Origin of the sequence: Mesorhizobium sp. M7A.F.Ca.CA.004.06.1.1 (assembly GCF_003999135.1) — a bacterium.
Taxonomy (GTDB): domain Bacteria; phylum Pseudomonadota; class Alphaproteobacteria; order Rhizobiales; family Rhizobiaceae; genus Mesorhizobium.
In genome coordinates, this window is sequence record NZ_RZPQ01000382.1 from 1 (window position 1) to 5,596 (window position 5,596).

A 5,596-nucleotide genomic window follows, 5' to 3' on the forward strand; every position below is an offset into this window, starting at 1 on the left:
CATTAATTGCTGCCGCCGAACGAACCGCCGATGATGACAGTCATCTTCGGCACCCTGGCGGTGGCGACCGCCATCACCAGCTTGGCGCCGTCCTTGGCGATGCCGCCTGCTTCATATTTTCGACCGACCATGAAGCCGGTGATGTTCTGCAGGAAGACAAGCGGGATCTTACGCTGGCAGCACAGCTCGATGAAGTGCGCGCCCTTCACAGCGCTTTCGGAAAACAGCACGCCGTTGTTGGCGATCATGCCGACCGGCATGCCATGCAGATGGGCAAAGCCGGTGATCAGCGTGGTGCCGTAATTCTGCTTGAACTCGTCGAATTCGGAACCGTCGACGATGCGCGCGATCACCTCGCGGACGTCATAGGGCTGGCGCAGGTCGGTAGGCACGATGCCGTACAGTTCATCCGCGGGATGAAGCGGCGGAATCGATTTCTGTAAGTTCAGACTTACAGTCTTGTTCCGATTCAGGTTTTTGACGATGCGTCGGCAAATGGCGAGCGCATGGTCGTCGTCGAGTGCATAGTGGTCGGCAACACCGGAAAGCCGCGTGTGCACATCGGCGCCGCCGAGATCCTCGGCGCTGACGTCTTCACCAGTGGCCGCCTTCACCAGCGGCGGACCGCCGAGGAAGATGGTCGCCTGGTTGCGCACCATGATCGTCTCGTCGGACATCGCCGGCACATACGCTCCGCCCGCCGTGCAGGAACCCATGACGCAGGCGATCTGCGGAATGCCTGCGGCGGACATGTTGGCCTGGTTGTAGAAGATGCGGCCGAAATGCTCACGGTCGGGAAACACCTCGTCCTGGTTGGGCAGGTTGGCGCCGCCGCTGTCGACGAGGTAGATGCAAGGCAGATTGTTCTGCAGCGCGATCTCCTGCGCCCGCAAATGCTTCTTCACGGTCAGCGGATAGTAGGTGCCGCCCTTCACCGTGGCGTCGTTGACGACGACCATGACTTCGGTGCCTTCGACGCGGCCGATGCCGGCGATCATGCCGGCCGAAGAGATCTCCTCGCCATACATCGACCATGCCGCGAACTGGCCGATCTCGAGGAAGGGCGAGCCGGTGTCGAGCAATTGCGCCAAGCGCTCCCGCGGCAACAGCTTGCCGCGCGAAACATGCCGTTCGCGCGCTTCCTCCGAGCCGCCGCGCTCGACGGCCGCCGCCTTCTCCGCAATGTCGGCGACCAGCGCCCGCATGCGCTCGGCATTGGCACGGAAGGTTTCGGAGGAGGGGGAGATCTGGGTTTGCAATGGAGCCATGTCCAACCCCTACATCTGCGCCAGGAGTTTGCCGTTGCGGCGTTCGAAAATCTTGTCGGACAGCAGATTGAAACCGTCCTTGAACGTAACGTCTATCATCTGCCTGGCCGCGCTTTGGGCTTGCGGATTGCCTGCATCGAAGACGAACAACTGGTCTCGGCGTGGCAGAGCGAACAAAACATCGCCAGGAAACTGTGGTTTGATTGACAACCAGAAATCGTCAAAAAGTATAAGGCTTGTGGACAACATAGTATTGCCGTCGACATAATACAGGCACGCTAACGCGGCTTCTCCGTCGGAAACAATTCTAGGAAGCCATTTCTTTACGTTGTCCAGCGCAACGACCCGCAAATCCGAAAGCGCCCGACCTGGGAAGTCTTTTGGTGCCACGGGTGACACCGAATCCGGAAGGTCGACCATATAGACAACCGAGATCTCACCAACCAGCGGTTCATACAACAAATCCAAACCCATCGATTTGAGGTGCTCGACATATTGCTGGGTCCGGATCACCGCGATGAGATTTTCTTCGCTCGCCTTGGTCGGTCGCGTTTCGGTGAGGCTTCGGACAAGTCTGTCTATAGCCGCATCAGCGTCCTCGTCGGGGTATGAGTTTAAGTAGCCGAACACGTTTGTGACGTCGGGCGTCACTTCCACGCCGCCGATTTTTGCACTGATCTTTGCGGGATCCGATGGGTCTACGATAGCGCTATCGACACCCGGCTGCCGTTTGAGTGCGGCGATTACGAGCCCTCTGAATTCCGCAATGTCAGAGAAGCGCCGCTTCTGCGCCTTGGCTTGTCCGAGAAAGCCCGCAATTGAGGAAAACAAAGCCATCGCAAATATTCCCCGCCTTGTGATTGGATGCGCCAATGAGAGGATCATCTATGGCCCTGCTTATCTCTCAATACTCGCAAAACTACAGCCTCCCACGAGATGGGTGTTTGACGTGTCAAGCAATCCGCAGTCCGGCACACTTGCATTCCCTTGCTAGGCATCACATCCCCTCGGCCATGATCTCGCGGCCGATCAGCCAGCGGCGGATTTCGCTTGTGCCGGCGCCGATCTCGTAGAGCTTGGCGTCGCGCAGCAGGCGGCCGGTCGGATAGTCGTTGATATAGCCATTGCCGCCAAGCAGCTGGATGGCGTCGAGGGCCATCAGCGTCGCCTTCTCGGCGGCAAACAGCACGCAGCCGGCGGCGTCCTTGCGTGTCGTCTGGCCGCGGTCGCAGGCGGCGGCAACGGCATAGACATAGGCGCGCGCGGCATTCATCACCGTGTACATGTCGGCCAGCTTGCCTTGCACCAGCTGGAACTCGCCGATCGCCTGGCCGAACTGCTTGCGCTCATGCACGTAGGGGATCGCCACGTCGAGGCATGCCGCCATCAGGCCGATCGGGCCGCCGGCAAGCACGGTGCGCTCATAGTCGAGGCCCGACATCAGCACCTCGACGCCACGGCCCTCCTCGTGCAGCACGTTTTCGAACGGCACTTCGACATCCGAAAAAACCAGTTCGCCGGTATTGGAGCCGCGCATGCCGAGCTTGTCGAGCTTTTGCGCCACGGAAAACCCGGCCATCGCTTTCTCGACGATGAAGGCGGTGATGCCGCGCGATTTCAGGTCCGGGTCGGTCTTGGCGTAGACGACCAGGGTCTCGGCGTCAGGCCCGTTGGTGATCCACATCTTGGTGCCGTTGAGCACGTAGCGGTCGTTGCGCTTTTCGGCACGCAGCTTGAGCGAGACGACGTCCGAGCCGGCGCCGGGTTCCGACATCGCCAGCGCGCCGACCCGCTCGCCCGAGCACAGTGGCGGCAGGAATTTTCCCTTCTGCGCTGGCGTTCCCCAGCGGTTGATCTGGTTGACGCAGAGATTGGAATGAGCACCATAGGAGAGGCCGACCGAGGCCGAAGCGCGCGAGATTTCCTCGACGGCGATCACATGCGCGAGATAGCCCATGCCGCTGCCGCCGAAATCGGGATCGGCCGTGATGCCGAGCAGGCCGAGCGCACCGAGTTCACCCCACAGATGCGCCGGAAATTCGTTCGAGCGATCGATGTCGGCGGCGATCGGAGCGATCCGGTCCTGGGCGAAGCGCCGCACCAAGTCGCGCAGCGCCTCGATCTCCTCGTCATGCCCGAAGCTGAGCGTGTTCGTGTACATTTTTCTCCTCCCTGCGCATGACCCCGAAAATCGACTTTGATTTTCGGAAAGGGATCATGCGCGAAATCAAAATGCTGCAGCGTCCTTTGCGCGCCCGAAGGGGCGCGCGGCGCTGTAGGCGTCGATCTTCGCGCCGACGAGCCGCATTGTCATTGAAAGATATGTCGCGGTCACTTCGGCGATCGACAGGCGTTCGCCCGGCCGAAACCAGACGATGACGCCAGTCATCATCTGGATCAGTGCCATGGCGGTCAGCCCGGTGTCGTCGATGCTGAAGGTGCCCGTCTCGGCGCCATCGCGTAAAATAGTGCGCAGTTCCTTTTCGTAGGCAGTGCGCATGCGCAGGATCTGCGTCAGCCGTTCGGGCGACAGGCTGCGCAATTCCATGTTCGACACATGCGTGGCGTGCCGTCGCTCGATATGAAAGGCGATGTGATTGCGCACATAGGCCGAGAGCAGTTGCGCCGAATCTGCGTCCGCCGGGCGGGCTGCTTCCCATGCTGTGGCCAGACCCTCCATGTGCTCGCGCATCAGCGTGAACAGAAGCTCTTCCTTGGTTGGAAAATAGCGGTAGAGCGCGGCCGCCTGGACGCCGACCTCGGCGGCAAGCTGGCGCATCGACATTGCTTCGTAGCCAAACCGCGCGATGAGGTTGACCGCCGCCCCACGGATGGTCGCTTCGGTCTTTTCGCCATCGGATCCGGTCGTGCGCGCCATGTCAGCTCCTCTGTGGAGTGATAATAAAACGAACGTTCGATTAATTCAAGGCGGCGCGCTCAGGCAATGATCCTGAACCCGACAAGAAGGTGTTGTGTTGCCAAGTCCTCGACGTCGACCCTGGAGACCGAAGCCCCGGCCGGCCCTTTCCAGAGGCGCTCGATCATTTTCGAGACCGCCTCATCGAGCCCAGCGATCTGGGCCGTTACAGACCCATCCGCCTCATTGCGGACCCAGCCCGCAAGGCCAAGGCTCGTGGCCTGATCCCGAGCCCAGGCCCTGAAGCCGACGCCTTGCACATTGCCGTAGACCCGCGTCAGCACTTCCCTGCGACGATCAGCCATGAATCTCTCCAAGCCTGTCTCGTTTTGAATCTGGCGCGTGGCGTGAGGAATGCAACCTGGGAACTGCGCGCGAGCGCAATGGCTGGCCTCTCTGGCTCAAAATTTAATTGACTCCGTCCACTAATTTTGGAAAATACGGCTGCCTTAGGAATGGCTGCGGATGTTGGACGAACGCAACGCATTGGTGGCCGATGTCAGGCGCTTCAATCGCTTCTACACGCGCACCGTCGGCCTTCTCGACGAGACGCTGACACAAAGTGCATTCACTTTGACCGAGGCGCGCGTGCTGTTCGAACTGGGTCACCGCAGCAACCCGGCTTCCGCCGAAATCGCCGGGGAGCGAGGTTTCCTGGCTGGTGCTTTTCGGCTGGAGAATGGCCCGGCGGCCTCCGAAATATCAAGACAGTTGCGTGTCGATGCCGCCTATCTGACGCGGATCCTGCGCAAGTTTGCGGGCCAGGGGCTGACCGAGGCCAGAACGGACCCGGCTGACCGGCGCCGAAGGGTGCTCTCGCTGACCTCACGAGGCGAGGCAGCGCTTGCCAGACTGCAGGCGGCGGCCGATCGGGACACGGCGCGGCTGATCGAAAGCGTCCCCGACGACAGGTTGCATGAACTGCGCAGCGCCTTGCGCAAGGCGGGGGAATTGCTGGGCGATCGCACCCGTGACAGCAGCGAGGTGACGTTGCGGCCGCATCGCGTCGGCGATGTCGGCTGGGTCGTGCAGCGCCAGGCCCAACTTTATGCCGAGGAATATGGCTGGACGATCGAGTTCGAGGCCATGCTCGCCGAGATCGGCGCCGATTTCATTCGCAATTTCGTGCCCGGCCGCGATTTCTGCTGGATCGCAGAGCGCGGTGGTGAGCCGGTCGGCGCGGTGTTCCTGGTTCATCAGGACGACGAAGTGGCCAAGCTGAGAATGCTGCATGTCGAGTCGTCGGCGCGCGGCCTCGGCATCGGCAAACGACTGGTCGCGGAATGCGTGAACCAGGCCCGGGCTTGCGGCTACGCCAAGCTGGTGCTGTGGACCAACGACATCCTCGTCGCGGCGCGCGCAATTTACGAACGCGCCGGCTTCAGGTTGGTCTCGCAGGAGCACCACCACA

At 61.2% G+C, this 5,596-nt stretch carries 5 protein-coding genes and 1 pseudogene; 1 reads left to right on the plus strand and 5 read right to left on the minus strand.

The genetic code is table 11. The annotated features are described in order from the left end of the window. Window positions 1–14 precede the first annotated feature (14 nt). The 5 genes and pseudogenes from EN906_RS21085 to EN906_RS21105 form a co-directional block, all read right to left on the minus strand. Window positions 15–1,268, minus strand: a pseudogene (locus EN906_RS21085) (carboxyl transferase domain-containing protein); the annotation flags it as partial. Between the two features lie 9 nt (window positions 1,269–1,277). Continuing rightward, complete coding sequence (locus EN906_RS21090) at window positions 1,278–2,105, minus strand: DUF1444 family protein (RefSeq protein ID WP_164748953.1); 828 nt, start codon at window positions 2,103–2,105, stop codon at window positions 1,278–1,280. A gap of 160 nt (window positions 2,106–2,265) precedes the next feature. Then, on the minus strand, window positions 2,266–3,429 hold the full coding sequence (locus tag EN906_RS21095; protein WP_127272451.1) for an isovaleryl-CoA dehydrogenase: 1,164 nt from the start codon (window positions 3,427–3,429) through the stop codon (window positions 2,266–2,268). 66 nt (window positions 3,430–3,495) lie between these two features. Further along, entirely contained in the window at window positions 3,496–4,146 is a 651-nt protein-coding gene (locus EN906_RS21100) for a TetR/AcrR family transcriptional regulator (RefSeq protein ID WP_127268653.1), read from the minus strand. 59 nt (window positions 4,147–4,205) lie between these two features. Then, the gene (locus EN906_RS21105) at window positions 4,206–4,490 is read right to left on the minus strand and encodes an acylphosphatase (protein WP_127268654.1); all 285 of its coding nucleotides are present in this window, start codon (window positions 4,488–4,490) and stop codon (window positions 4,206–4,208) included. 160 nt (window positions 4,491–4,650) lie between these two features. On the opposite strand from EN906_RS21105, the gene EN906_RS21110 reads away from it, so the two are divergent. Then, window positions 4,651–5,596 (plus strand): bifunctional helix-turn-helix transcriptional regulator/GNAT family N-acetyltransferase (locus tag EN906_RS21110; protein ID WP_164777272.1); only part of this gene is annotated, 946 nt, incomplete at its 3' end.

Excerpts from the sequence above, each read along its gene's own strand:
- EN906_RS21090 (WP_164748953.1), bottom strand. The coding sequence starts at position 2,105 with ATGGCTTTGTTTTCCTCAATTGCGGGCTTTCTCGGACAAGCCAAGGCG.
- EN906_RS21095 (WP_127272451.1), bottom strand. The coding sequence starts at position 3,429 with ATGTACACGAACACGCTCAGCTTCGGGCATGACGAGGAGATCGAGGCG.
- EN906_RS21100 (WP_127268653.1), bottom strand. The coding sequence starts at position 4,146 with ATGGCGCGCACGACCGGATCCGATGGCGAAAAGACCGAAGCGACCATC.
- EN906_RS21105 (WP_127268654.1), bottom strand. The coding sequence starts at position 4,490 with ATGGCTGATCGTCGCAGGGAAGTGCTGACGCGGGTCTACGGCAATGTG.